At 51.1% G+C, this 24,415-nt stretch carries 27 protein-coding genes and 1 pseudogene; 15 read left to right on the top strand and 13 right to left on the bottom strand.

Going from position 1 to position 24,415, the window contains the following annotated elements; all coding sequences use genetic code 11:
- Positions 1 to 19 precede the first annotated feature (19 nt).
- Entirely contained in the window at positions 20 to 904 is an 885-nt protein-coding gene (locus tag IC617_RS10745; protein WP_439651258.1) for a LysR family transcriptional regulator, read from the bottom strand.
- Positions 905 to 1,021: 117 nt separating this feature from the next.
- Here IC617_RS10745 and IC617_RS10740 point away from each other — a divergent pair.
- Together IC617_RS10740 and IC617_RS10735 are read left to right on the top strand one after the other, a co-directional pair.
- A pseudogene (locus tag IC617_RS10740) lies at positions 1,022 to 2,104 on the top strand (alkene reductase); the annotation flags it as partial.
- A 54-nt stretch (positions 2,105 to 2,158) separates the two neighbouring features.
- A complete protein-coding gene (locus tag IC617_RS10735; RefSeq protein ID WP_191145097.1) occupies positions 2,159 to 3,238 on the top strand; it encodes an alkene reductase in 1,080 nt (359 codons plus the stop codon).
- Between the two features lie 7 nt (positions 3,239 to 3,245).
- Here IC617_RS10735 and IC617_RS10730 read toward each other — a convergent pair whose 3' ends face one another.
- From IC617_RS10730 to IC617_RS10690, 9 genes are all read right to left on the bottom strand, one after another.
- Positions 3,246 to 5,132, bottom strand: a complete 1,887-nt coding sequence (locus IC617_RS10730) for a CRTAC1 family protein (RefSeq protein WP_191144998.1) — start codon at positions 5,130 to 5,132, stop codon at positions 3,246 to 3,248.
- A 156-nt stretch (positions 5,133 to 5,288) separates the two neighbouring features.
- On the bottom strand, positions 5,289 to 5,573 hold the full coding sequence (locus IC617_RS10725; RefSeq protein ID WP_191144997.1) for a nitrogen fixation protein NifW: 285 nt from the start codon (positions 5,571 to 5,573) through the stop codon (positions 5,289 to 5,291).
- 12 nt (positions 5,574 to 5,585) lie between these two features.
- The gene (gene murA, locus IC617_RS10720) at positions 5,586 to 6,851 is read right to left on the bottom strand and encodes a UDP-N-acetylglucosamine 1-carboxyvinyltransferase (RefSeq protein WP_191144996.1); all 1,266 of its coding nucleotides are present in this window, start codon (positions 6,849 to 6,851) and stop codon (positions 5,586 to 5,588) included.
- A gap of 14 nt (positions 6,852 to 6,865) precedes the next feature.
- Positions 6,866 to 7,120 (bottom strand): BolA family protein, encoded by a 255-nt coding sequence (locus tag IC617_RS10715; protein WP_191144995.1) that lies wholly within the window; start codon positions 7,118 to 7,120, stop codon positions 6,866 to 6,868.
- Entirely contained in the window at positions 7,120 to 7,437 is a 318-nt protein-coding gene (locus IC617_RS10710; RefSeq protein WP_191144994.1) for an STAS domain-containing protein, read from the bottom strand. Before IC617_RS10710 ends, IC617_RS10715 begins: the two co-directional genes overlap by 1 nt.
- A complete protein-coding gene (locus IC617_RS10705) occupies positions 7,430 to 8,071 on the bottom strand; it encodes an MlaC/ttg2D family ABC transporter substrate-binding protein (RefSeq protein WP_191144993.1) in 642 nt (213 codons plus the stop codon). Before IC617_RS10705 ends, IC617_RS10710 begins: the two co-directional genes overlap by 8 nt.
- Positions 8,071 to 8,556: an outer membrane lipid asymmetry maintenance protein MlaD gene (gene mlaD / locus IC617_RS10700; RefSeq protein WP_191144992.1), complete on the bottom strand. Its 486-nt coding sequence runs from the start codon at positions 8,554 to 8,556 to the stop codon at positions 8,071 to 8,073. The genes IC617_RS10705 and mlaD overlap by 1 nt, the downstream gene beginning before the upstream one ends.
- A gap of 7 nt (positions 8,557 to 8,563) precedes the next feature.
- Positions 8,564 to 9,340: a lipid asymmetry maintenance ABC transporter permease subunit MlaE gene (mlaE, locus tag IC617_RS10695; protein WP_439651260.1), complete on the bottom strand. Its 777-nt coding sequence runs from the start codon at positions 9,338 to 9,340 to the stop codon at positions 8,564 to 8,566.
- Complete coding sequence (locus tag IC617_RS10690; protein WP_191144990.1) at positions 9,340 to 10,173, bottom strand: ATP-binding cassette domain-containing protein; 834 nt, start codon at positions 10,171 to 10,173, stop codon at positions 9,340 to 9,342. The genes mlaE and IC617_RS10690 overlap by 1 nt, the downstream gene beginning before the upstream one ends.
- A gap of 409 nt (positions 10,174 to 10,582) precedes the next feature.
- On the opposite strand from IC617_RS10690, the gene IC617_RS10685 reads away from it, so the two are divergent.
- From IC617_RS10685 to mgtE, 12 genes are all read left to right on the top strand, one after another.
- Positions 10,583 to 11,557 carry a calcium/sodium antiporter gene (locus tag IC617_RS10685; RefSeq protein ID WP_191144989.1) on the top strand — a complete coding sequence of 325 codons (975 nt, stop codon included), beginning with the start codon at positions 10,583 to 10,585 and terminating at the stop codon, positions 11,555 to 11,557.
- Between the two features lie 8 nt (positions 11,558 to 11,565).
- The gene (locus tag IC617_RS10680) at positions 11,566 to 12,534 is read left to right on the top strand and encodes a KpsF/GutQ family sugar-phosphate isomerase (protein ID WP_191144988.1); all 969 of its coding nucleotides are present in this window, start codon (positions 11,566 to 11,568) and stop codon (positions 12,532 to 12,534) included.
- Entirely contained in the window at positions 12,534 to 13,085 is a 552-nt protein-coding gene (gene kdsC, locus IC617_RS10675; protein WP_191144987.1) for a 3-deoxy-manno-octulosonate-8-phosphatase KdsC, read from the top strand. The genes IC617_RS10680 and kdsC overlap by 1 nt, the downstream gene beginning before the upstream one ends.
- A complete protein-coding gene (gene lptC, locus IC617_RS10670) occupies positions 13,082 to 13,657 on the top strand; it encodes an LPS export ABC transporter periplasmic protein LptC (RefSeq protein ID WP_191144986.1) in 576 nt (191 codons plus the stop codon). Before kdsC ends, lptC begins: the two co-directional genes overlap by 4 nt.
- The gene (gene lptA / locus IC617_RS10665) at positions 13,635 to 14,180 is read left to right on the top strand and encodes a lipopolysaccharide transport periplasmic protein LptA (RefSeq protein ID WP_191144985.1); all 546 of its coding nucleotides are present in this window, start codon (positions 13,635 to 13,637) and stop codon (positions 14,178 to 14,180) included. The genes lptC and lptA overlap by 23 nt, the downstream gene beginning before the upstream one ends.
- Before the next feature lie 3 nt (positions 14,181 to 14,183).
- The gene (lptB, locus tag IC617_RS10660; RefSeq protein WP_087506276.1) at positions 14,184 to 14,909 is read left to right on the top strand and encodes an LPS export ABC transporter ATP-binding protein; all 726 of its coding nucleotides are present in this window, start codon (positions 14,184 to 14,186) and stop codon (positions 14,907 to 14,909) included.
- Between the two features lie 73 nt (positions 14,910 to 14,982).
- Positions 14,983 to 16,431: an RNA polymerase factor sigma-54 gene (locus IC617_RS10655; protein ID WP_191144984.1), complete on the top strand. Its 1,449-nt coding sequence runs from the start codon at positions 14,983 to 14,985 to the stop codon at positions 16,429 to 16,431.
- A 29-nt stretch (positions 16,432 to 16,460) separates the two neighbouring features.
- Positions 16,461 to 16,748, top strand: a complete 288-nt coding sequence (gene hpf / locus IC617_RS10650; protein WP_191144983.1) for a ribosome hibernation promoting factor — start codon at positions 16,461 to 16,463, stop codon at positions 16,746 to 16,748.
- Positions 16,749 to 16,763: 15 nt separating this feature from the next.
- The gene (gene ptsN / locus IC617_RS10645) at positions 16,764 to 17,213 is read left to right on the top strand and encodes a PTS IIA-like nitrogen regulatory protein PtsN (protein ID WP_191145096.1); all 450 of its coding nucleotides are present in this window, start codon (positions 16,764 to 16,766) and stop codon (positions 17,211 to 17,213) included.
- Between the two features lie 27 nt (positions 17,214 to 17,240).
- Positions 17,241 to 18,089: an RNase adapter RapZ gene (gene rapZ / locus IC617_RS10640; protein WP_191144982.1), complete on the top strand. Its 849-nt coding sequence runs from the start codon at positions 17,241 to 17,243 to the stop codon at positions 18,087 to 18,089.
- A 4-nt stretch (positions 18,090 to 18,093) separates the two neighbouring features.
- Entirely contained in the window at positions 18,094 to 18,366 is a 273-nt protein-coding gene (locus IC617_RS10635) for an HPr family phosphocarrier protein (protein ID WP_191144981.1), read from the top strand.
- Between the two features lie 112 nt (positions 18,367 to 18,478).
- Positions 18,479 to 19,837, top strand: a complete 1,359-nt coding sequence (mgtE, locus tag IC617_RS10630; RefSeq protein ID WP_191144980.1) for a magnesium transporter — start codon at positions 18,479 to 18,481, stop codon at positions 19,835 to 19,837.
- A gap of 580 nt (positions 19,838 to 20,417) precedes the next feature.
- Here the strand turns inward: mgtE and IC617_RS10625 are convergent.
- Both IC617_RS10625 and pmbA read right to left on the bottom strand, forming a co-directional pair.
- The gene (locus IC617_RS10625) at positions 20,418 to 20,903 is read right to left on the bottom strand and encodes a GNAT family N-acetyltransferase (RefSeq protein ID WP_191144979.1); all 486 of its coding nucleotides are present in this window, start codon (positions 20,901 to 20,903) and stop codon (positions 20,418 to 20,420) included.
- Complete coding sequence (gene pmbA, locus IC617_RS10620) at positions 20,903 to 22,240, bottom strand: metalloprotease PmbA (RefSeq protein WP_191144978.1); 1,338 nt, start codon at positions 22,238 to 22,240, stop codon at positions 20,903 to 20,905. The genes IC617_RS10625 and pmbA overlap by 1 nt, the downstream gene beginning before the upstream one ends.
- 110 nt (positions 22,241 to 22,350) lie before the next feature.
- Here pmbA and yjgA point away from each other — a divergent pair, with 110 nt between their 5' ends.
- Positions 22,351 to 22,875 carry a ribosome biogenesis factor YjgA gene (yjgA, locus tag IC617_RS10615; RefSeq protein WP_191144977.1) on the top strand — a complete coding sequence of 175 codons (525 nt, stop codon included), beginning with the start codon at positions 22,351 to 22,353 and terminating at the stop codon, positions 22,873 to 22,875.
- Positions 22,876 to 22,940: 65 nt separating this feature from the next.
- Here yjgA and tldD read toward each other — a convergent pair whose 3' ends face one another.
- Complete coding sequence (tldD, locus tag IC617_RS10610) at positions 22,941 to 24,407, bottom strand: metalloprotease TldD (RefSeq protein WP_191144976.1); 1,467 nt, start codon at positions 24,405 to 24,407, stop codon at positions 22,941 to 22,943.
- Between the last annotated feature and the right edge of the window lie 8 nt (positions 24,408 to 24,415).

Genomic DNA, 24,415 nt, shown 5'->3' with positions numbered 1-24,415 from the left:
ATGCCGAAAAGGATTGGAATTACAACTTAAGGTGCTGCTGCAAATAATCGAGTAGCACCGACACCCGCGGCGCTAGACCGCTGCTGCGGTAATACACGGCATGAACCAGCTCGCGCTCACTACCGGCAACAAGCTGCGATGACAACACCGACCGCAGCCGCCCTTCAGCAATATCTGGCGCCACCATAAAACGAGATAAGCAAGCGATGCCATGGCCCGCCAAGGCCAACTGCCGCACCACTTCGCCGTTCGACGCGGACAAATGCGGTTGAATAGCCAACGCCGGTTGCAGAGGCCAGCGATTCAGGTTGTTGCTGCCAACAAATCCCAACAGTTGATGATGTTGTAATGCCGCGGCCGATTGCGGCGTACCATGTTCAGCGAGGTAGCTGGGCGATGCCACCAGCAATAAAGGGCTGCGGCCAAGTAACCGAGCATGGAGATTTGAATCTTGCAGCCGACCAATCCGAATCGCAACATCGACCTGATGGCGCAATAAATCGATAATGCCCTCATTGGCAGTTAACTCCAGCTCGATTGCCGGATACAGGCGCCGAAAATCGCCGATTAATGGCACGATTTGATGCAATGCGAAAGGGCTAGCCGCATCGAGTCGAATCCGCCCTGATGGTTGTTGGCTGTGACTTTGCAACTGTTCTTCAGCCAAAGCTAGCGTCGATAACCCTTGGCGAATTGAGTCGACAAACGTTGCCCCCTCTTCGGTCAGTTCTAGGCGGCGGGTGGTGCGATTTAACAGGGTGATGTTGAGCTGACTCTCAATGCGAGCAACCGCCCGAGAAACTTTGGCAACCTGCACACCTAACTGCTCAGCCGCGGCAGAAAAGCCACCGCAGTCGACCACACTAATCAATAACTGAAGATCATCCGATCGAGTTTTCATCATAACTTTTGCAAAAACCACAATAATGTTTTTCGATAACCATAGTTAATCACAAATAAAACTGCACCTATACTTCAAGCCTCTGATTTTGATAACGGCCAAGTGGCAAGGGGTATTACCGTGAATGACGCGCTGTTTAATGCAATTAAGCTGGGCTCAAGCAAATTAAAAAACCGCATCGTGATGCCTCCGATGACGCGCTCTCGCGCCAGTCAGCCGGGTAATGTCGCCAATTCATTAATGGCCGAATACTACGGGCAGCGTGCTTCTGCCGGTTTAATTGTCGCCGAAGGCACGCAAATATCGCCATTGGGGCAAGGCTATGCGTGGACGCCGGGGATCTACTCCGACGAGCAAATTGCTGGCTGGAAATTAGTGACCGATGAAGTGCATGCCAAAGGCGGTACCATCTTCGCCCAGCTGTGGCATGTTGGCCGAGTGACGCACCCAGACAATATCGGTGGCAAACAGCCCGTGTCCGCCTCGGCAATCAAAGCGGAGAATGTCCGAGTGTTCGTTGACAACGGCAGTGACCAACCCGGTTTTGTCGATGTGGTCGAACCCCGAGCATTAACCGTCGATGAAATTGCCGCAATTGTCGAAGAGTATGCGCAAGCCGCCCGTAATGCCGTTGCTGCCGGTTTCGATGGCATCGAGTTGCATGGCGCCAATGGTTATCTGGTCAATCAATTTATTGATTCTGAATCGAACGCCCGCACCGACCAATATGGCGGCAGCTTGGCAAACCGTCTGCGCTTTTTAGACGAAGTCGTCGCCGCCATGGTCGCCGCAATTGGCGCCGATCGCGTTGGCGTCAGGTTAGCGCCGCTGACCACCCTAAACGGCACCGTTGATGCCAAACCACAACAAACCTACACCGCCGCGGCAGAACTGCTCAACAAACATCAGATTGTTTATCTGCACATTGCCGAAGCCGATTGGGACGATGCGCCTGAAATGTCACAACAATTCAAGCAAGAGTTGCGCGCAGCCTTTTCTGGCGTGCTGATTTACGCTGGTAAATACACTGCCGAACGAGCTGTCGACGCCATCGAGTCTGGCTGGGCCGATATGATTGGTTTTGGCCGCCCATTCGTCGCCAATCCGGATTTACCCTATCGCATTGAACACGGAGTGCCATGGGCTGCCCACAATCCAGAAACCCTATTTGGCGGTGGTGCCGCAGGTCTCACCGACTACCCCGCTTGCCATCAGCAGGCCGCAACAGCAGATTCGGCGGAAGTATTGCTGTCGGCGATGACGATCGGCAACCACCAACTGGGCAACCGCATCGCCATGGCACCAATGACTCGGTCCCGCACCGACCAGCCCGGTGATGTACCCAATGCGCTGATGGCTGAGTACTATCAGCAACGTGCTGGCGCCGGCTTGATCATCACCGAAGGCGCGCCGATCTCGGATGTCGCTCGCGGTTATTCATTGACGCCGGGGATCTACAGCCAAGCTCATATTGATGGCTGGAAAAAGGTCACCGATGCGGTGCATGCCAAAGGCGGCAAGATCTTTATTCAGCTCTGGCATGTTGGCCGTCGCTCCCATTCGAGTATTGCCGGCGAAACACCCGTAGCACCATCGGCAGTCAAAAATCCCGATCAGGTATTCGGCCCGTTGCCGGAAGGCGGTTTCGGCATGATTGAAACCGAGATGCCACGAGCCATGACCCAGCAAGACATCGACAACACTATTGCTGATTTTGTCCAAGCAGCGAAAAATTCAATTGCCGCAGGCTTTGATGGCGTTGAACTGCATGGCGCCCACGGCTATTTGTTGGATCAATTTCTCCGCACCACCAGCAATCACCGAACCGATGCGTATGGCGGCAACGATGACAATCGTATGCGCTTCCCGCTGCAAGTAACACAAGCAGTGGTCGATGCCATTGGCGGCGATAAAGTTGCCATTCGGCTGTCACCGTTTGTAACCGAAGGACAAGCCGATGCCGATCCAAACATCGCCGATTTGACCTTAAAATTGATTGCTCGATTGGCACCGATGAAGCTGGCTTATCTGCATTTCTCGGAGAATATTTCGAATTACACGTCAATGCCGGATAGCTACCGACAACAGGTGAGAGCAATTTATCCGCAACCAATAATGGTGGCGGGCAAATACACTCAGCAGTCGGCTATTGATGTCATTAACAAAGGGTATGCGGATCTTGTTGCCTTCGGTCAGCCATTCATTACCAATCCAGATTTGGTCGACCGGATCCGTCATGGTATCGCGTTAACACCGGTGGATTACGATGCCCATGCCACCTTCTATGGCGGAGGTGCCGAGGGTTACACCGATTACCCGACAGCCACGGCAGACTAATCTGCCGTTAACGTTTACCGACAACTAGGCGTTGGTTGAGGTCGGTGATGGTAAATTGCTGGCGCTCGCCATTGGACCAGACGACCACACCATCGCCGATCTGCTGGCATTGGCCTAAGCCGACATGCAGTTGGTTGATGTTGCTGTGGGAAAAGGCCGCGGAAGTTTGCCCTACCACTCGGCGATACGTCATACCGCAGGCGTCAACAGTCATCACCGCCCCCATTGGTCCGGCTTTGCCACTCGGGGCATTGGCTACTTCAACCATCAAGTATGAATTGCCATTGTTGGCAGCATCATTAGTGAACAAATGCCAGCGACCGCGCTCGTTAGCATAGAATAAATCCAAATCGCCATCGGCGTCATAATCGAACACTTCCGCACCGCTGCCGGTGGCACCAAGCTCTGTCGATATCACCCCATGCCCTTCAATCCGTTTGAATCCTTTACCCTGTTGATTGCGGTAAATAATCTGTTGCGTTTCACTGGCCATATTGCCGTAGCGGACGATAAAAATATCGCTCCAGCCATCATTATCAAAGTCACCAATAGCCGAACTAGCCGTCTGCTCTGCCACGTCTATTGCCATCGCATCAGTGACATCAACAAATTGACCATGACGATTTTCAAACAAGCGCACGGGGATTAATTCTTCATCGGTTGTTTGCGGTGCTGACACCACGTTGAGGATCACCGCTGCGGTCGGCGACTTGGTATTGGCAAACACCCGCCAAATACCATCGCCGAGATAGCCAATATAGAGCCCTTTTTGCTCCGTACTGGCCGGCCATCCTTCGGCCTGCTGGGGGCTTAGAGTGAAGTCTTTGTGGCCATGGCGATCAACATCAAAACTAAGCGGCTGTTTGCTGGCGCCAATAAACACATCAAAGGTTGGGAACGCCATTTGCAGATTTTCTAACTTAAAGTCACCGGCGATATGCAAATCATCGATTGCTAACGGCTTAAAGCGGCTGAAAAAAGCGAAGCGGCGTTGTTCACTATCATAGTAGCTTTGGCCGGTAAATTGATGCTTGGCACGAGTCAGTAACCAATCGAAATCACCGTCATTGTCAAAATCAATCTCTGCGATGCTGCTGACATCATGGGTATTGGCCAGTTCGCCGAGCACGGCTTGGCTGACGTTAGTGAAGCTAGTACCTTCACCGCCCTCAATAAGGACCATGTCGGCACCGCCGTAGAACACCACATCCGGATCATTGTCATTGTTGTAGTCGGTGACGAGTACCTTGTAGCCAAGCCATTGGGCGAACGGCAATCGCTCAATAAACTCAAACTGGCGCAAGCTTTCTTGGCGGTAATGAAAATTAGCGCCATCAGGCTGGGACTTCAGCGGAAACGCAGAAGTGATCAGATTGAGCATGCCGTCATTATCGCTATCAACCAGCTTCACTGCTCGGCCGCGGCTACGTTCAAAATGGTCGAACACTTTTCGTTTGCTCAAGGTGCGATCAGGGTTGACCTCAAAACCAACCGGAAACCTCGGATTGGTGCCCGCTCCGCCGCCTTGAGAGACAACAATTTCGACCTTGCCATCAAGGTCGTAATCGGCAGCGGCCACGCCGTGAGTATCGCCGCCAATCAATAACTGTGGCCCAGAGAAGTAGCCGCCCTCATTCCAGAAAATATTGGCCCGATAGGCATGGTCGGTGGTAATGATGTCGAGTTTACCGTCAAGGTCTAAATCGGCGATAACGGCATTGTCCCATTTACGCCGTGAACGTTGCTCCAGCGGAATAATGTCGCTGCCCGCTGCACTGAATCGAAGTTCAGCATTGCCACTGGAATTGCCAGAAGTCGAGTGGCAACCAATCACAGTAACTGAACTCAGAATAGCGACAACGCTGGCAATGGCGACCTTATCAAACAATGACATAGTACATTCTCTAGAATAATGAACAGGCCATTAATAACACTGCAATAAAATATTATCAATATAAACATATGATGTATTTGATTCACCCATTTGATCGCCAGTGGTGGTTTTGGCGCCGAATGACTTTGCGAGGGTTTGGTGAACAGGGCTTGGTAGTTAGCGCCTTTCACAGCTAGTGCAGCCGGTACAGGCACGGCGGGTTTCAGAGCGGCTGTTCTGACGGTTGCGCTGGATCTTACAATAGGCTGACTTGAGCGCTCGGCGATAACCAAACCAGTTATCGGGTTTAGCGATTAACACATTGCCCCAAAAGCGTTTTTTAAGCGCTTCGCCATAGTGTTGCAGGAATTGGCTATCGCAGCCGATATCAAAGAATGCCATCAACTCAGATAAGCTTTTCATCTGGTTGATTTTATTGGCTATCTCATCTTTCGGCTGCATTGCATAGGTCTGTTACATGGACTCGTTGATGCGGCGAACCGTGGCGCCCAAGCCTTGAAGTTTATCTTCAATGTGCTCGTAGCCGCGATCCAAGTGATAAATACGGTCGACTTTCGTTTGCCCTGAGGCGACTAAGCCGGCGATCACTAAACAGGCTGAGGCACGCAAATCGGTCGCCATCACGGTCGCACCGGACAATTTAGCACCACCTTTACTAAAGGCGGTGTTGCCTTTGAGTTCAATACTTGCGCCCATGCGCTGCAGCTCAGGCACATGCATAAAGCGATTCTCAAAGATGTTTTCCGTAATGGTGGCGGCACCGTCAGCGACAGCATTCAGCACGGTAAACTGAGCCTGCATATCCGTAGGGAAAGCCGGATACGGGGCGGTGGTGATATCAACCGATTTCAGTGGCCGATCACGTTGATCAATCTCGATCCAGTCGTCACCAAAATCGATCGCTGCGCCCGCTTCTTTTAGTTTGGCAAGCACTGCTTCCAATAAGCGAGGATCGGTATGGGTACAGCGGACCTTGCCACCAGTCACTGCTGCGGCAACCAAAAAGGTGCCGGTTTCAATTCGATCCGGCTGAACCTGATACTCACCACCGTGCAGCTCGGCAACACCTTCAATCACAATATGATCGCTGCCTGCGCCGGAGATTTTGGCGCCCAGTGCATTGAGGAACATGGCCAAATCAACCACTTCGGGTTCACGGGCGGCATTTTCAATCACTGTGGTTCCTTCGGCCAGCACGGCCGCGGCCATCAAATTCTCGGTGCCAGTAACACTCACCATGTCCATCACAATGGTTGTGCCCTTCAGGCGACCATCAACCCGAGCATTAATATAACCCTCGGTGACAGTGATGTCGGCGCCCATTTGCTCCAGACCATGCAAATGTAAATTGACCGGCCGCGCTCCGATCGCACAGCCACCTGGCAGCGACACTTTTGCTTCACCTTGTCGCGCCAACATGGGTCCCAATGCGAGAATACTGGCGCGCATGGTGCGAACTAATTCATAAGGCGCAACATGGCTAGCAATGGTCGGTAAATTCACCGTCACCACATCATCATGATGCGCTACTTCGGCCCCAAAGCCATTGAGTAGTTTGATTGTGGTGGCGATATCTTGCAGCCGCGGTACGTTACGAATCGTTACCGGTTGCGGGCAGAGCAAACTGGCAAATAAAATCGGCAAAGCCGCATTTTTTGCACCAGATATGCGAACGTCTCCGGCCAGCGGACCAGAGCTCAATACTTCCAACTTTTGCATGACAAGCCCCTCGGTTACAGCATCATGAGCTTGCGCTCGCGTTGCCACTTCTCGGGCGTGAAGGTTTTAATGGTGACCGCATGGACCGAGCCATCGGCAATCACGTCAGATAAAGGTTGATAGATAGTTTGTTGCGCCTTAACGCGGGACATGCCTTCAAACAAGTCACCCACAGCGATCACTTTAAAGTGAGTGCCTTCGGCTTCAACATGACATTCTTGCAGGCTAATTGCCTGTTCCAGCAATTCTTTAACTTCAGCGGCGTTCATTAATTATTCTCGATTTTACTCGTGTTCAGGTCGGGTAGTGCCAGTAACACGTCTACATGAAATAAATGCGCCATATGGCAAAGCTGCGGCGGCACATTCTCAAAGCTTAACGCCACTTGCTGCTGTTCGGCTTTGATGCGCAATTGCACCAAGCCAGCAAGTCCGGCGCTATCTACGCGTCCTAGCTTTTCTAAATCCAAGGTCACATCGGCGCCTGTTGGCAGCGCTTTGAGCTGCGGCCAAATCGACATCAGGCTGAAGCGATCAAACGCACCTGCTAGCTGCCAACGATTACCTTGTTTGGTCAGCTCAGTCACCAGAGTTAAACCCTGCTAACTCGTCTTCGCTGAGACCACCATCGACTTTTGCTCGCAATTGCTGGGTCACAAAGTCAATACCATGCTGGCGCAGCAGAGGTCGGAATTCTTTGTTTTTGGTTTCAACCTGGCTAATTCCTTCAGCGGCCAAATCCCACACTTTCCACTCGCCGGTTTTACTATTTTGGCGCATGTAGAAAATCACTTTAATGTCTGGCTTACCCTCTTCAACGAATCTCGCTGGGACTTGTCCTGGAATGCGAATTGGATCGACGGTAATAACATGGCGATTCGGATCATAGCGTTTGAACAGCAGGGTAAAGGTGCCGACCATGTAATCCTTAAAGGCTTCGGAAAATTCCTCGCGCTGCTCTTTGTTGGTTTGGCGCACTTCAACACCCAATACTTTCAAAGCGGCATAGCGATAATCGACATGTGGCAACAAGTCGTTCTGCACCACGCTGCGCAAGAACTCCGTGGTATGTTGTTCGGTATTGGTTGCTTTGAGCTTTTGCGATGTTTCATTGGCAATTTGAGTGAGCATAACGGCAGGATCAGAGGTATCCACCGCAGCCCACGAAGAAACCGTAAGAAAGCTAAAACTAATCAGTAATATTCTTAGAAAAACAGTCATTAATCGTCGCTCTGGTTATATAAAAACTGACCAATCATATCCTCAAGCACGAGTGCAGGCTTGGTGTCATTGATGTAGTCACCGTCTTTAAGCATAGCAATATCGTCAATAACAAAGCCTGGCGTAATGCCGACATACTGCTCACCTAACAAGCCGCTAGTGAGAATCGATGCCGATGATGTCTCGGCAATTTCGTCGTACATGGAGTTAATACGAAGCTCTACCACTGGGGTGTAATATTGTGACTCCAAGGTAATGGAAGCCACTCGGCCAATCACCACGCCACCAATTTTGATGGGCGCCCGCTCCTTCAGACCGCCGATGTTGTCAAAACGAGCATACACGGTATAGGTGCTCTGACCGCCCGTTAATCCCCACGTCGCTACTTTGACCGACAAGATTGCGATCGAAGCGATAGCCATCACCACAAACAAACCTACTGCAATTTCGACTCGGCGTTGTTGTAGCTGCTTTTTTCTATCCATACCAAACTTACCCAAACATTAATGCAGTCAGAACAAAATCAAGGCCTAGCACCATCAACGATGCTTGTACCACGGTTTCAGTGGTCGCTTTGCTAATACCAGCTGAAGTTGGCACGGCGTGATAGCCTCGGAAAACTGCAATCCACGTCACTACATTAGCAAATACCACACTTTTGATGAGCATACTGCCAATGTCTTGTTTCCATTCCACCGCCGCCTGCATCAGCGACCAGTAGGTGCCAGTGTCCAATCCTAGCCAGTCGACACCAACCAATTTACCGCCGTATATTGCTACCAAGGTAAAGATGGTCGCCAACATCGGCATACAAATTAGGCCTGCCCAGAAACGCGGCGCGATCACACGACGAAGCGGATCAATGGCCATCATTTCCAAACTGGCGATTTGCTCGGTGGCTTTCATCAAGCCGATCTCTGCAGTCAGCGCCGAGCCAGCCCGACCGGCGAATAATAGCGCCGTCACGACCGGCCCAAGTTCCCGCAGCAAACTCAGCGCTACCATCGGCCCTAAACTGCCTTCGGCGCCATAGCTGACCAAGACTTGATAGCCTTGCAGTGCGATGACCATACCAATAAACAGACCGGACACCAGAATAATTAATAATGATTGCACGCCAACGACATACATTTGGCGGATCAGCAGGGGCACAAAGACCGACATTCTGGAAAAGCCGAAGACCACTTTCATGTAGGTCATGACGGCAAATCCCATGGTCGCTAGCACATCAAAGGTGCGCCGCCCTATTTGTTGCAATGCATTAGCGATCATTTACCTGCCGACTCCCCACCTGCCAATTCCCGCAATTGCTGCTCTAACGGAGCTGCTGGGTAATGAAATGGTACCGGCCCGTCTGGTTTACCTTTCAAAAATTGCACAATCTGCTCAGATTGGTCTTGACGCAATTGCTCTGGCGAGCCTTGAGCGATAATTCGTTTATCAGCCATGACATAAACATAATCAGCAATGCTCAATACTTCGTGGACGTCGTGACTGACAATCACCGAAGTAGAGCCCAGCGTTTCATTGACCGAGTGAATCAAGCTGACCAACACGCCCATCGAAATAGGATCTTGGCCGGTAAATGGCTCGTCATACATGATCAATTCAGGGTCGAGCACCGTCGCCCGCGCTAGCGCAACACGGCGCGCCATACCGCCGGAAAGTTCTGATGGCATCAGATGGTGAGCGCCGCGCAAACCGACTTGCTCTAGTTTCATCATCACTAATGTTTGGATCACCGATTCCGGCAACCGCGTGTGTTCACGCACTGGAAACGCAACGTTGTCAAATACGTCGAGTTCGGTGAACAAGGCGCCGCTTTGGAACAACATGCTCATCCGCGTTCTGAGTTCGAACAATTCCTTTCTGCTCAGCTGCGGCACGTCATGGCCATCAAACCAGATATGGCCACAATCAGGCTCAAGCTGGCCACCGATCAGGCGCAGCAAGGTTGTTTTGCCGATACCACTCGGGCCAAGAATCGCGGTGATTTTGCCACGCGGGATCGAGAGACTGATGTTGTCATAGATCAGTCGCTCGCCGTGGCTGAAAGTCAAACCATCCACAACGACTAGATTGTCAGAATCCTTATTGATCATTCCATCTCTTTGCTGCATCGGCGGCGGGAAGCTGCCGACTATACCAGAAGCCCGCTGGGGACTCATCGTTCAATTTAGTTAAAAACGTTACAAACTGTTGTGTATTGCTGATCGACGTAAACCTTAAAAGTAGCTCAAATGTCTAAGCCAAGCGTCTTGACGCGAACTCAACTAGCCGACAATCACAGCTATTAACCATATAATTCATAATGTTAAATTACATTTGCCGATCAATTCATAGGTGAATCAAGGCGCTAGGGCTGCTTTTTGCTTACTGCGCTCTGTTAACGTCGGTTTGGTTCAACCTGATCAGCTCGGGGACCACTTAAATGGGGGCTGTTTTGAGACTTTCAATTCCCTATCAAATCCAGCAAAATCTACGCCTTTCTCATACTCAGGTAGGTTTACTATGCTCATCGCCTCTGCCATGGTGATTGTTGGCCTTGTCTTACTAGGCTGGTCAGCAGACCGTTTAGTCTTTGGATCGGCCTCACTAGCCCGCAATATGGGCATTTCGCCACTGGTTATTGGTATGACCATCATTGCCATGGGCTCATCCGCGCCTGAAATGATGGTGTCGGCAACCGCCTCATTGATGGGGCAACCCAATACTGCGGTTGGTAACGTGCTGGGTTCGAACATTACCAACATTGGCTTGGTATTAGGCGCGACCTTGTTATTACGGGCATTATCAGTTAGCTCCATTGTCCTGCGGCGCGAAATCCCTCTACTCATTATCATCACCGCGTTAGCGGGTTTGGTGTTGCATAACGGCCACCTGTCCCGTTTCGAAGGCATCCTGTTATTGGTTGCATTTTTTGCCCTGCTTGGTGGCCTGCTGTGGATGGCCATGGCCGACACCAATCAGGAAGATCCACTCGTTGCCGAGCAAGCGGCAGAAGTACCTGACAATGTCAGCACCGGCAAAGCGGTGTTGTGGACCCTAATCGGCTTAGTGATTTTGCCGGTCAGCGCTCAAATCCTAGTATCGGGTGCCACCAATATTGCCCAGCACTTTGGCGTTTCCGATTTGGTCATTGGCTTGACGATTCTTGCCATCGGTACCAGTTTGCCGGAGTTGGCCGCAAGCATTGCTGCGGTGCGCAAAGGCGAGGATGACATGGTCATTGGCAATGTTGTTGGCTCAAACTTGTTCAACATCCTTGCGGTTCTGGGTATTGCCGGTACCATTGCGCCAGCCGATTTGGACCAGGCAGCGGCAGGCCGCGATTTGTATGCCATGGTCGCCATCACCTTTTTATTAGTGGCAGTAAGCTATGCTGCTAAGCGTCATCGTCAACTTCCACGCTGGTTTGGAGTGCTGTTGTTAGCCTCTTTTGTTGGCTATCAAGTACTCTTGTATATCAGCGAAGTGAGCAAGTAAGAGGCTCTATGCGTCAGCAATATATTGATTCAGCAAAACAAGTTATCGCCATTGAAGCCGAAGCCGTCGCTCGTTTGGCCGACTCCCTCGATGAACAATTCGAGTCAGCCTGCGAAATACTGCTGCAATGTAAGGGGCGAGTCGTCGTCACCGGCATGGGCAAGTCAGGTCATATTGGCCACAAAATTGCGGCGACCCTAGCCTCGACCGGCACCCCAGCCTTTTTTGTCCACCCTGGCGAAGCGAGTCATGGCGACTTGGGCATGATCACCTCCAACGATGTGATTATTGCACTGTCCTATTCGGGCGAAACCGATGAGCTGACCAACTTACTGCCTTTAATCAAACGCATTGGTGCGCGGATGATTGGGATGTCGAAATCTGCCGAGTCAACCCTAGCGCAATTCTCAGACTGTCATATTCAGGTGGTGGTCGAGCGCGAAGCGTGCCCTCACAATCTCGCGCCAACGTCGAGCACCACCGCCACGCTGGTGTTGGGTGATGCCCTTGCTATAGCGCTGCTCAAGGCGAAGGGCTTTAGTGCCGAAGATTTTGCGTTCTCACACCCTGGCGGCAGTTTGGGTCGTCGTCTACTGCTCACGCTCGATGACCTGATCCACACTGGCGATTCACTACCAGTGGTCACCGAACAAGCCAGCCTCAATGACGCGCTGGCGGAAATGTCACGCAAACAATTGGGTATGACCGCCATCGTCAACGACGAGGGCATCATGACAGGCCTATTCACGGACGGCGATCTGCGCCGGGTGCTGAACAAAGGCAACGTCCAAGTGCAGTCTCCAATCACCGAATTTATGACCGCCAATGGCGTCACTGCCTCTGCTGGCATGATGGCCGCTGAAGCATTGAAGTTAATGGAAGATAAGCGCATTAATGGCTTGTTTGTTGTTGACCCTAACAATCGGCCTGTCGGCGCATTAAACATGCAGGATCTGCTGCGCGCCGGAGTGCTGTAATGACCGTTCAGACCCTGTACGGCGCAATTACTGCCGAACTCGCTGAACAACTCAAAGACATTCGCTTATTGATCTGCGATGTCGATGGCGTGTTTTCAGATGGTCGGATTTACATGGGCAATGATGGCGAAGAGCTCAAAACCTTTCACACTCGTGATGGTTATGGCGTCAAAGCCTTGCAAGCAACCGGCGTCGCGCTGGCGGTGATCACCGGCCGCAAATCCAACATTGTCGAGCAGCGGATGACCGCGTTAGGCATTGAGTGGCTTTACCAAGGTTGTGATGACAAAGTCAGTGCTTTTGAAGACATTCTGCAGCGCAGTGGCGTGAGCCCAGAGCAGTGTGCTTACATTGGTGATGATTTGATCGATTGGCCGGTAATGGCCCGTTGCCGCGTCGGTATTTCGGTTGCCGATGGCCACCCATGGTTACGGCAACAAGCCACATGGGTAACGCAAACCGTTGGCGGTGCCGGCGCGGTGCGCGAAGTGTGCGATACCATCATGGAAATGCAAGGTAGCTTTAATACCACCATGGGCCGGAGCATATGAACCGATTAACCATTATCTCAGTGTTACTGCTGGTGGCAGCGTTGATGTTCAATGCGGTCATGGATAGTGGTGAAGAACCTGTGCAAGAAAGCAATCTGTGGGGCAGCTACGAGCCCGATTACGTCGCCCATAACCTATTCAACCGCAACTATGATGAAAGTGGCCGGCTAGAGAGCACAGTATTTGCCGAAACCATGGAATCTTATCCCGATCTAGCAATGACGATTTTCGCCAAGCCCGAAGTCACTATCTACGATAAGAACACCGACAAACTGCCGACCTGGCATGTCTCTGCTTCCGAAGGTAGTCACTACCCCAAACAACAGCAATTGCAGCTGCGCGGCAGCGTCACCATTCGAGCGAAAGATCCGAGCAGCCAGATCCAAACCATGACCACTCCGTTTCTGGTACTCGAAATCGAATCCAATCAGATGCATACTGACGAAAATGTGACAGCAACAGGCCTGGGTCTATTGATGAAAGGGCTTGGCCTGAAGGCAGATTTAAATGCCGAATACATCCAGGTGCTGCAACAAGTGGAATCCGTCTATGAAAACAACCGTGCGAATTAGCGCCTTACTCATGTTGCTGTGCAGTTCAGCCAGCAGCGCCATTGAACGCGACTTTGCTGAAAAAGTAGAAATCTCAGCCAACCAAAATGCCTTCGATATCAAAGCCAACGTGTTGAAATACACCGGCGATGTCAAAGTCGCTCAAGGCACCATGCAAATTTTTGCTGACAATCTGACCATCCTCAATGCCAATCAGGAAGGGCAGCAAGTGCTGGTCGCCGACGGTGCGCCAGTTCGCTACAGCCAAGTGCTGGATAATGGCAAAGTGATGGATGCTCAGGCCGATAAAATGCGCTACGAACTGAACTCACGCATCTTGCTATTGACTGGCAATGCTCAGGTGATGCAAGAAGATAGTTTGGTAAAAGGCGACCGCATCCGCTATAACCTCGATAAACAGTTACTCGAAGCTGATGGCAATGCCGATGGCAACAAACGAGTCACCACCATCTTTATTCCCGAGCAAGTCAAACAGCAGCTCGACGACAAGCCTGCAGCGGCAAGCGAACAAGAAGGCAACTAAGGCGTGGATGTTTTAGAAGCGAACCAACTGGCAAAATCGTACAAAGGCCGCCAGGTCGTCCGTGATGTCTCATTGCGCGTCGAACCGGGACAAATTGTCGGCCTACTCGGCCCGAATGGTGCCGGTAAAACCACCACGTTTTATATGGTGGTTGGTTTAGTGCAGTCCGAAGGCGGCAACATTTCGCTCAATGGCGAAGATATCTCCCATGCTCCAATGCATGAGCGGGCCCGCAAAGGCATTGGCTACCTGCCGCAAGAATCGTCAATTTTCCGCAAATTGTCGGTCAGCGATAACATCATGGCCATCTTGGAAACGCGCAAAACTCTGACCAGTGCCGAACGCGACCAAATTCACGATGATTTACTCGAAGAATTCAATATTGGCCATATCGCTAAAAGCAAAGGTATGGCATTGTCTGGTGGTGAGCGTCGCCGAGTTGAGATCGCCCGAGCGTTAGCCGCCGAACCTAAATTTATTTTGCTCGATGAGCCCTTTGCTGGCGTTGATCCAATCTCCGTTTCAGACATCAAGAAAATCATTGAGCACTTAAAGGCGCGCGGCTTGGGGATCTTAATTACCGACCACAATGTCCGTGAAACCTTATCCGTGTGTGAGCACGCATATATTGTTTCTCACGGAGAATTAATTGCTTCTGGTACGCCAGATCAAGTACTCGCGAATCAGCAAGTTCGAGATGTGTACTTGGGCGAGCAATTCCAGCTATAGTAAAGACATGCAAGAATCAGGCAGAGGTGATTATTTTTCATCCTGCCCCAACAGCAACACAGTCGGAGATTAGATGAAGCCATCGCTTCAGCTCAAATTTGGCCAGCAGCTGACCATGACCCCACAATTGCAACAGGCGATCCGCTTGTTGCAACTGTCGACGCTGGATTTACAGCAAGAAATCCAAGAAGCACTGGATGCTAACCCTTTGTTAGAGCAGGCCGAAGAAGACACTAGCAGTAATGAAGCAACGGATGCATCAGACAACCAGCTAGAAGCCGATAGCAGCGCCGTCGATACCTCAGAGGCACTGCAGCAAGAATCCATCAGTGACGACATGCCCATTGATACCACATGGGATGAAGTCGTTTCCGCAGCCCCAGTTTCTTCCGCCGTTGCTCGCGATGATGACGACACTAGCTTTCAGGGCGAAACCACCGACTCACTGCAAGATCACTTACGCTGGCAACTTGATTTAACGCCAATGAGCGATATTGATCGGGCCATTGCGCTGACCATTATCGATGGTATTGATGATGCCGGTTATCTCAGCCTGAGCGCTGAAGACATTCTCGAAAGTCAAGGCAATGAAGAAGTTGAGTTAGACGAAGTAGAAGCCGTGTTAAAGCGGGTTCAATTATTCGACCCTATAGGCTCCGGCTCGCGCTCCATTGCTGAGTGTCTAACCATTCAGCTCAAACAGTTTGATCCAGAAACACCTTGGTTGAAAGAAGCATTGACCGTCGTCGCCAATCACATGGATTTATTGGCTAATCGTGATTACCGCACCTTAATGCGTCGCGCCCGACTGAAAGAAGATCAGCTGCGTGAAGTCATGCGCCTGATCCAAAGCCTCAATCCACGTCCCGGCAGTGCCATTGTTAAAGAAGACGACCAGTACGTCATTCCCGATGTATCTGTCCACAAAAAGAACGGCGTGTGGCAGGTCGAACTCAACCCTGATTCGGTGCCAAAGATCCGGGTCAACCAGCAATATGCGGCAATGTCCCGCAATGCCCGCAACACGTCAGACAGCCAGTTTATTCGTTCCCACATGCAAGAAGCTAAGTGGTTCATTAAGAGCTTAGAAAGCCGCAATGAAACCCTGATGAAAGTGGCCAACTGTATTTTGCGCCGCCAATATGACTTCTTTGAACTCGGCGACGAAGCCATGAAGCCCATGGTGCTTAATGATGTGGCCGAAGAAGTGGGCATGCATGAATCAACCATTTCCCGAGTGACCACGCAAAAGTACATGCATACACCGCGTGGCATTTTCGAATTGAAGTACTTTTTTTCCAGCCATGTCAGTACCGAAGGCGGTGGTGAATGCTCATCGACAGCCATTCGTGCACTGATCAAAAAGCTGGTTGCTGCAGAGAATCCGGCCAAGCCATTAAGCGATAGCAAAATGGCTGAGCTGTTATCGGACCAAGGGATTAATGTCGCTCGCCGCACGATTGCAAAATATCGTGAAGCGCTCAACATTCCACCGTCCAATCAACGAAAAAGCCTGTTGTAAAACAGCGCACTGATGAAGGAACTATGCCTATGCAATTAAACTTAACCGGTCATCATGTTGAAGTAACGTCTGCCCTACGTGATTACGTGACTGATAAACTAGGCAAACTTGAAAGACGATTCGATAACATCACCAATGCCCACGTGGTATTGAAAGTAGAAAAGCTCCGCCACATTGCAGAAGCAACCGTTCATGTCTCCGGAGGCGATTTGGTTGCCACCGCCGAACAAGAAAACATGTATGCCGCCATTGATTCCTTGGTCGATAAGCTTGACCGTCAGGTGATCAAGCACAAGGAAAAGCTGCAGAAGCACTAACCCTCTCTATCGATGATGAATATTGGTAACATTCTCAGCGCGGACTGCACCCTTAGTGCAGTCCGCTGCACCAGCAAAAAGCGAGCTCTGGAAATATTCAGTCAGGTTGCCGCCACGCAACTACCTGAGTTGACCGAGCAAGATATATTTGAGCGCTTGTTAAACCGCGAAAAGCTGGGTTCAACCGGTATTGGCGGAGGAATTGCTATTCCCCATGGACGCCTGCCATCCGACAGCAAAGCGGTAGCGGTGTTACTGCAACTTGAGAAGCCAATTGAATTTGACGCCATCGACAAACGCCCCATCGACATCTTGTTTGGCCTGCTGGTTCCTGAACAAGACTGCAACCTGCATTTGAAAACGCTGGCCATGGTGGCCGAAAAACTATCCGACAAAGAAACCCTCAAACAGCTTCGATCTGCCACTAGTTCTGAACACCTATATCAGGTTATTATCACGGCATAAGCTTGCTAGCTGGTATTGGTTTACAGGATGAAACTCACAGTTGTAAGTGGTCGTTCTGGCTCAGGAAAGTCAGTCGCACTGCGTGTTCTGGAAGATCTTGGTTACTACTGCGTCGATAACTTACCGGTCGAATTATTAACGCCGTGGCTCACCCAACAGCAAAATCGCCATGAGCAAATTGCGGTCAGTCTCGACATGCGCAACTTGCCCAACAGCCCTGCAGAAGTTGAACAATTACTGACCCTGATCCGCAGTACAGTCTCAACCACTATTATTTTCCTCGATGCCGCCGACTCAGTGTTGCTACGACGCTACTCTGAAACTCGCCGCCGCCATCCACTGACCCGAGCCCACCCGACACTGACCGAAGCGGTTGCCGCAGAAACGGAGCTACTCGCACCAGTCAGAGAGCAAGCCGATTTATTCCTCGATACCGGCGAAATGACGATTTATCAGTTCAGTGCGACCTTGCGAGAGCGCGTCTCTGGCAGCCCTAGCTCGTCGATGGTGCTGATTTTTGAGTCATTTGGTTTTAAGCATGGCATTCCCAATGATGCTGACTTTGTTTTCGACGTGCGTTTTTTACCCAACCCTTACTGGCAGCCTGAATTACGTGGCTACACTGGCAATGATCAACCTGTGATTGATTTCTTTAACCATCAACCCACAGTTGGCGAATTCATCGAACAGCTTAAATCGATGCTCATCAAATGGTTACCTCAGCTACAGCAAAACGATCGCAGTTATGTGACGGTCGCCATTGGCTGCACCGGCGGCTGTCATCGCTCAGTATTCATTGCCAATTCACTAGCAGAACACTTCCGCACGGAACGCGAAGTACAGCTGCGACATCGCAATTTAGAGGGTAATCATTAAGGCTATGACACAAGTTCGCTCACTGCTGATCAAGAATAAACTCGGCTTACATGCGCGCGCAGCGACTAAACTAGCTACAGTGGCTCAGGATTTTGATGCCAACGTGATGATCAAACATGGCGATAAACAAGCTTCGGCAGCCAGTGTAATGGGATTATTACTGCTCGAAACCTGCCAAGGCCAGCACATTGAGGTGTCTGCCGATGGCCCCGATGCGGAGCGCGCGTTGGATGCAGTGGAAACCCTAATCAATAACTTTTTCGATGAAGGTGAGTAGCACCAAGTTCAGAGCCAATCAGAACTAAATACTTCTTACCCATCAGTGGAATATCCGATTGATTCGGATAGAATACACCCCGAGATTTATCAGGGGATAGGAGTAGTGGGCGATGCCGGAATCACTCGAGCAACAACAGACCCATAGTCGTTTACGCGCAGTTAACGACGCCCTAACCAGCGGCATGTATGTGCATGTCCGACAAATGCTCCATTCATTACCCGCTTTCGACGTTGCCCTATTACTCGAATCCTCGACACCGTCGGCCCGTCCGGTGTTGTGGCAGTTGATCGATCCCGATCAACACGGTGACATCCTCGAAGAATTATCCGAAGACATTAAAGACTCCATCATTCAGGAAATGGATCCTGAGCACGTTGCTGCCGCAATAGAGGGCATGGACAGCGATGACTTGGCTTATGTCTTAGGTAGCTTGCCAGAGTCGGTTTATCAGCAAGTGCTCAGCTCAATGAGCGAGCAGGACAAACACCGAGTAGAACAGGCGCTGTCGTACGATGAGGAAAGTGCCGGCGCCATGATGAACACTGATGTCATCACCCTACGCCCCGATGTTTCGGTGGATGTGGTGTTGCGCTACCTGCGATTACGCGGCGAGTTACCAGAACGTACCGACATGCTGTATGTCGTGGATGGTCAGGATAAATTACTTGGCGAGGTGTCATTGGGCGACCTCATTATCTGTCAGCCAGACACGATGATCCGCGAGATCCAGGAATCCGAAGTAGCACCGCTCAAAGCAGAACAACACGATTCAGAAGTAGCTCAACACTTCGAACGTTATGAGTTGATCTCAGCGCCAGTGGTTGATGCCAATGACCGCCTACTCGGCCGTATCACCGTCGACGATGTCGTTGATATTATTCGTGAAGATGCCGAGCACTCGATGATGAGCATGGCCGGTCTTGAAGATGAGGAAGATACCTTTGCTCCTGCCGCCAAGAGTACTCAACGCCGTTCAATCTGGCTCGGACTCAATGTCGGTGCTGCATTGCTGGCGGCGTCGGTTTCCAATATGTTTGAAGACATCCTGTCGCAACTAGCCACCATCGCGATTCTGATGACCATTGTGCCAAGCATGGGCGGAGTGGCGGGCAATCAGACCCTGACTCTGGTGATCCGCGGTATTGCCCTTGGCCATGTTGGCGACTCAAACGCCCGTTGGCTGCTCGGCAAAGAAGCGTTGGTTGGTGTCTTTAATGGTTTGATTTGGGCAACGATTCTGGCGTCGGTGGTGACCGTTTGGAAAGGTGATTGGCATATTGGTGTGGTCATCGCGGTGGCCATGTTCGTCAATATGTTGATGGCGGCGCTCGCTGGCGTGCTGGTGCCGTTGACGCTGAAGAAATTCAAGATTGATCCAGCCTTGGCGGGCAGCATGATGGTCACGACCTTCACTGACATTATCGGCCTGTTCACCTTCCTAGGTACTGCCACGTTAATGCTGAGCTAAGCGCTGCTCAGTTGTGCATAGTCGCAAACAAGCCATAACTCGCTCTGACGCTCAAGTACTTCCATGTATCGCTCTACATGCGGCATCCATGCCGCCTGAAGCATCGCTCCGTTACGAATTGTTTGCTCTTCGTCGAATCCAGCAGAGACAAGACAAAGCGGCTTGGAAGTTATTGAGCTGAGTTTCTGCCGCAGGACGCGGCAGTAAAGCTTACAAGGATGTATTCACAGCGTCTCTGCGAAGTAACTTGCAAGCCGCTTAGTCGAGAAAAGTCGCAAACAAGCCATAACTCGTTTCCATCTCAGTGGAGCTGCCGGAATAAAAAATTCATCAACAAGACGCCGTAAAATCATCCTTGATGGCTCTGCTGCTGCGTCCTGCAGCAGAAGCTTGCTGCTGAATCATTTATTCCTCTGACGGCAACCTCTGCGCAAGATTGAAAAGCGGCTTGGAAGTTATTAAGCAGAGTTTCTGCCGCAGGACGCGGCAGCAAAGCGTACAGGGAGGTATTCACAACGTCTCTGCGACGTAACTTGCAAGCCGCTTTGTGCAAAGTCGCAAACAAGCCGTAATAAAAACGTTATGCCAGCTTCTTTTCCCAGAACAAGGCGTGGCCTCGTCCACCCGGCAGTTCATAGCCTTCAAAGCCATGCTTACGATAAGCATTTTGAGCCACAGTATTGCCTTGCAGAACTTCCAACGTCACCTTGCAACAACCTTGCTGGCGAGCTATTCGCTCAACTTCATCAAGCAATAGCTGACTTAACTGGCGTCCTCGAAATTCTGGCATAACGGCAAAGTCATGAATGTTGATCAGAGGTTTACAAGCAAATGTCGAGAACCCAGTGAAACAGTTGGCTAAACCAGCTGGCTTGCCATCAACATACGCCAGAACCGTAAATGCTCCCGGTTGTTGCGCCAGTGCGGCAATCAAGTGTTGTTGAGCATACGTACTGAGATCGTCACCACCGCCCATCACGTCATTCGCATAAGCGCGGAGCAAGGTGATCAAATCATCGCCGTGTTTTGGGTTGTGATAATCGGCAATGGTCAGTTCAATCGCCATTAGTGACCTGCCACCTGCATTTCAGAGATCAGTACTGAACCGGTTTGGATTTGACCACGGCGGTCTAAGTCTGCACCGACGCGAACAATATTGTTGAACATATCGTTCAAGTTACTGGCGATGGTGATCTCATGAACCGGATAAGCCAACTGACCATTTTCCACCCAGAAACCGCTCGCGCCGCGCGAGTAATCACCGGTTACGGTATTCACGCCTTGCCCCATCAGCTCTGTGACGTACAGGCCAGTGCCCATTTCTGCCAACAATTGCTCAAAGTCTCGACCGCTGTGACGGACCAGCCAGTTGTATATGCCACCGGCGTGGCCGGTGTTTTCCATGCCCAGCTTGCGAGCGGAATAAGCCGTCAGCAGATAACTGCTTAATGTCCCCTGCTCCACAATCATTCGATCTTGGGTTTCAACACCTTCTGAGTCGAATGGCGCACTCGCCAAGGCGCAAGGAATGTGTGGCCGTTCCACGATCGACACATGCTCTGGCATGATCTGATGGCCAAGTTTGTCTTTCAAAAACGACGCATTGCGATACAGGCTGCTACCGGCAATGGCATTCACTAAATGCGCAAACAAGCCCGATGCCAGATCAGAAGCGAACAACACAGGTACTTTGCGCGTGCCCAGTTTGCGGGCGTTGAGGCGATTCAATGTACGCTCAGCGGCGTGCTTACCAACCCGCTCTGGCAGCCACAGCCGTTCAGCTTGACGACTCACTGAGTAGCTGTAATCGCGCTGCATGTCATCGCCATCAGTGGCAATAACCACCGCGCTGAGGCTGTGGCGAGTGCTGGGATATCCGGCGATAAAGCCATGGCTGTTGCCATAGACACGCACCGATTGATGACTGGCAAAGGTGGCGCCATCAGAATTGGTGATCCGAGGATCAGCTTCAAATGCCGCTTGCTCACAGCGCTGGGCTAACTCAATGGCATGTTCAGGCGATAGAGAACCCGGATGGTAAAGCTGCAAATCAGGCACTTCTTCTGGCATTTGAGACGCTTCGGCCGGCCCACTGAATGGATCTTCGGAAGTAAATCGGGCAATGTTGCAGGCCGCATCAACGGCGCTTCGAACTGCTTCGGGTCGCAAATCTGAGGTTGATGCGTTACCCTTTTTATGCCCGAAATAAACCGTAATACCCAATGCGCCATCACGATTAAATTCAAGTGTTTCAACCTCTTGCATACGAGTACTAACACATACTCCGGTTTGGCGACTCATCGCCACTTCTGCTTGTGAGGCACCTTTGGACTTGGCGTAACTCAACGTATCTTCAATGACTTGCTGTAGTTGCGCTTGCTCTTCGGCAATCGGTTGGGACATGAAGCTTGGGTCCAGTTTCTGTTAAAATCGGCAAAGCAGCCATGATACTGCAATTTACCCCCGCGGTGCGAGTCCTGCGAGGGATCTGAAACCATGATTAGTGAAAGGCCATGTCAGAGCAAAACACACAGCCCGAAGATGAGTTGGAATGGGTCTCTAAAACCCAGCGCAAGCAAGAAAGTGAAGCGTTACAAAAATTAGGCCGCCAACTCACTGAAATGGGCGATCAGTTACTGTTAAAACTGCCCCTTGATGAGAGTTTGCTGGAGGCCATTCAACTGGCCAAGCGCATTCGCAACAAGCGAGAGGGTTATCGTCGTCAGATCCAATATATTGGCAAACTCATGCGGCAGCGTGATTGCGACGACATCATTAAAGCCATCGCTTTAATCGAAGCCAAAAAACAGCAAGACAATCAGGCGTTTCATCAGCTTGAGAATACCCGTGATGCCATAATTGCCGAAGGTGACAGCGCCATTCAGCAGTTTATTGACGATTATCCACAAGCCGATCGCCAACGCTTACGCCAACTCAGCCGAGGTGCTCAGCGGGAACAAAAGCAGAACAAGCCTCCCAAATCAGCACGGGAGTTGTTCAAATATTTGCGTGAAATCGCGGAGTCCTCAGCAGAGTAGCGCTTGCTGTCAGACACAAAAAAAGCCAACGTTTTATCGTTGGCTTTGTCTTTTTAACTGGTGACTTAGCTGCTGGTGCCGCCGACCGTAAGTTCGTCCACCTTGAGGGTCGGTTGGCCAATGCCAACGGGTAAGCTTTGACCATCTTTACCACACACGCCAACCCCTTCGTCGAGCTGCAAGTCATTACCAACCATAGAAATGTGCTTCATCGCCGTTGGTCCAGAACCAATCAGCGTCGCGCCTTTGACTGGTACAGTAAGCTCACCATTTTCAATTAGGTAAGCTTCAGAGGTCGAAAAAACAAACTTACCGGAGGTAATATCAACCTGACCACCCGCAAAGTTTGGTGCGAACAGGCCCTTTTTCACCGACTTGATAATATCTGCCGGGTCGCTCTCACCTGCCAGCATGTAGGTGTTGGTCATTCGCGGCATGGGCAAATGGGCATATGATTCGCGGCGACCATTACCAGTCAGCTTTGCCCCCATCAATCGTGCATTAAGCTTATCTTGCATGTATCCGCGCAATACACCATTTTCAATCAGCACATTGTACTGACCTGGGGTGCCCTCATCATCAACACTGACTGAGCCGCGACGGTTGGCAATGGAGCCATCATCCACCACCGTACACAGCGGCGAGCTGACTTGCTTACCAACCTGACCGGTAAAGGCCGATGAGCCCTTACGGTTGAAGTCACCTTCGAGACCATGACCAACGGCTTCGTGCAGTAACACACCCGGCCAACCGGCACCAAGTACCACCGGCATGGTGCCAGCAGGTGCATCGATTGCAGTGAGGTTAACTTGAGCTTGACGCACGGCCTCATGGGCATAGCCAAGGGCTCGTTTGTGGCCTTTGGCGTCAATATCGCTGAAATAGCTATAGTCGAGACGGCCACCACCGCCGGCAGAGCCGCGCTCCCGCTTCGTGCCATCTTGCAACAACACGGTACAATTCATCCGCACCAAGGGTCTGATATCAGCCGCCAAGGTGCCATCCGAGCCCATCACCATCATTTGTTCATAGACGCCGCTGATACTCACAATGACCTGAGAGACTCGCACATCTAACGAACGAGCTAGTTCATCGACTTCACGCAGCAAGGCGATTTTCTCGGCCTCGGCCAATGCGGTGAGCGGGTTAATTGGCTGGTAAATTTGCGATTGGGCTACCGCTTGAGCAACTTGTAACTTACCCTCCTGACCACAATCGGCAATCCCCTTGGCGGTATTGGCAGCCATCGACAACGCATCGGCAGTGAGCTCATCTGAGTAAGCAAATCCAGTTTTTTCGCCGGTCACGGCACGAACGCCCAACCCTTGCTCGATGTTGAAGCTGCCTTCTTTAATAATGCCGTCTTCCAGCACCCAAGATTCGTGATGCGAGCCTTGCAGAAAAATATCAGCATAATCGAGCTGATTGCTGTACATGCTTTCAAGACACTGCTGCAAGTCATTAAGCTGTAGCTCAGCAGGTGCCAGCATTTCATCACTGACTTGGTTCAAGACGGGAGAGCCGGTGGCCATTCAAACAC

This window comes from Neiella litorisoli (genome assembly GCF_014773395.1).
GTDB classification, from domain to species: domain Bacteria; phylum Pseudomonadota; class Gammaproteobacteria; order Enterobacterales; family Neiellaceae; genus Neiella; species Neiella litorisoli.
The sequence above is the reverse complement of the archived record's forward strand: the minus strand, read 5'-3'. Positions and strand labels throughout refer to the sequence as shown.